The organism is Burkholderia sp. Ac-20349, from assembly GCF_017104865.1.
In the GTDB taxonomy this organism is placed as follows: Bacteria; Pseudomonadota; Gammaproteobacteria; order Burkholderiales; family Burkholderiaceae; genus Burkholderia; species Burkholderia aenigmatica.
Window position 1 is genome coordinate 1 of the sequence record NZ_JAAGPM010000317.1, and the last position, 2,008, is coordinate 2,008.

The following is a 2,008-nucleotide window of genomic DNA, read 5'->3' on the forward strand; positions in this document are numbered from 1 at the left end:
GAAGGCCGGTGAAATCGGCTCGTCGACGATGCCGCACAAGGTCAACCCGATCGACTTCGAGAACTCGGAAGGCAACCTCGGCCTCGCGAACGCGACGCTGCGCCACCTCGCCGACAAGCTGCCGGTGGCGGGCCGGTGTCGGTCGCGCATCACGCGCTCGCCGTGCCCGCGCAGGCGGGCAAGCTGGACGCGGCGAACGGCCCGTACGTGCTCGGGCTGCTCGACACGGCGATCGACGGCGCGCTGGCAGGCCGGTACGACGCGATCGTTACCGCGCCGCTGCAGAAGAGCACGATCAACGATGCGGGCGTGCCGTTCACCGGCCATACCGAATACCTGGCGGAGCGCACGCATACGCCGCGTGTCGTGATGATGCTGGCCGGTACCGGCCACAAGCCGCTGCGCGTCGCGCTCGCGACCACCCACCTGCCGCTCAAGGACGTGTCGGCCGCATTGACGGTCGACGGGCTCGTCGAGACGCTCGCGATCATCGATCGCGACTTGCGGCGCGACTTCGGTCTGGCCGCGCCGCGCATCCTCGTGACGGGCCTGAACCCGCACGCGGGCGAGAACGGTTATCTCGGCCGCGAGGAGATCGACGTGATCGCGCCGGCGCTGGCCCGCGCGAACGCGCAGGGCATCGACGCGCGCGGCCCGTATCCGGCCGACACGCTGTTCCAGCCACGCCATCTCGCCGATGCCGATTGCGTGCTCGCGATGTTCCATGACCAGGGTCTGCCCGTGCTGAAGTATGCGACGTTCGGCGAGGGCATCAACGTGACGCTCGGGCTGCCGATCATCCGGACGTCGGTCGATCACGGCACGGCACTCGATCTGGCCGGCACGGGCCGCGCGGATCCGGGCAGCATGATCGCCGCGCTCGACACGGCCGTCACGATGGCGCGCCATCGCCGCGCGGCCTGACGCGGCCCGGCTTCACCTCATTCGTCGTATTTTTCGTTTTACTCAGTCGATGTCGAACAGCAGACAGCACCAAGGCCACTTCGCGCGCAAGCGCTTCGGGCAGAACTTCCTCGTCGATCACGGCGTGATCGATTCGATCGTCTCGACGATCGGCCCCGCGCGCGGCCAGCGCATGGTCGAGATCGGCCCCGGGCTCGGCGCGCTGACCGAGCCGCTGATCCAGCGCCTCGCGACGCCCGAGTCGCCGCTGCATGCGGTCGAGCTCGACCGCGACCTGATCGGGCGCCTGCAACAACGCTTCGGCCCGCTGCTCGAACTGCACGCGGGCGACGCGCTCGCGTTCGATTTCCGTTCGCTCGCGGCGCCCGGCGACAAGCCGTCGCTGCGGATCGTCGGCAACCTGCCGTACAACATTTCGAGCCCGCTGCTGTTTCACCTGATGACGTTCGCCGACGCGGTCATCGACCAGCACTTCATGCTGCAGAATGAAGTCGTCGAACGGATGGTCGCGGAGCCGGGCACGAAGGCGTTTTCGCGTCTGTCGGTGATGCTGCAGTACCGCTACGTGATGGAAAAGATGCTCGACGTGCCGCCGGAATCGTTCCAGCCGCCGCCGAAGGTCGATTCGGCGATCGTCCGGATGATTCCGTACGAGCCGCATGAACTGCCGGACGTCGATCCCGTGCTGTTGGGCGAAGTCGTCACCGCTGCGTTCTCGCAGCGCCGCAAGATGCTGCGCAATACGCTCGGCGACTATCGCGAGACGATCGATTTCGATGCGCTCGGCTTCGATCTCGCGCGCCGCGCGGAGGACGTGAGCGTGGCCGAATACGTCGGCGTCGCGCAGGCGCTCGCGGCGGTGCGCAAGGCCGGTTGACGCGGGTCAAGGCCGGTCACGCGAGCCGGCCCGGATGGACGAAAAAGGCTGCCCTGCGGGGCAGCCTTTTTTATCGCGTGTGACCCGTCCTGAAATAGGTTGACACTTTTTCGCGGAAACGAAGAGGTGCCAAGTGGAGCAAGAGATCAAGCGAACGCAGCGGGACTACAGCCTAGCTTTTAAGCTATCAGTGGTCGAGCAGGTCGA

General features: G+C 66.8%; 1 protein-coding gene and 2 pseudogenes. All 3 read left to right on the top strand.

The features are described 5' to 3' along the window. Window positions 1–154, top strand: a pseudogene (locus tag G3N61_RS38880) (lyase family protein); the annotation flags it as partial. Further along, window positions 121–924 (top strand): annotated as a pseudogene (gene pdxA, locus G3N61_RS38885) (4-hydroxythreonine-4-phosphate dehydrogenase PdxA); the annotation flags it as partial. The pseudogenes G3N61_RS38880 and pdxA, both read left to right, overlap by 34 nt. A 49-nt stretch (window positions 925–973) precedes the next feature. After that, window positions 974–1,801, top strand: a complete 828-nt coding sequence (gene rsmA, locus G3N61_RS38890) for a 16S rRNA (adenine(1518)-N(6)/adenine(1519)-N(6))-dimethyltransferase RsmA (protein WP_043190633.1) — start codon at window positions 974–976, stop codon at window positions 1,799–1,801. Window positions 1,802–2,008: the final 207 nt, after the last annotated feature.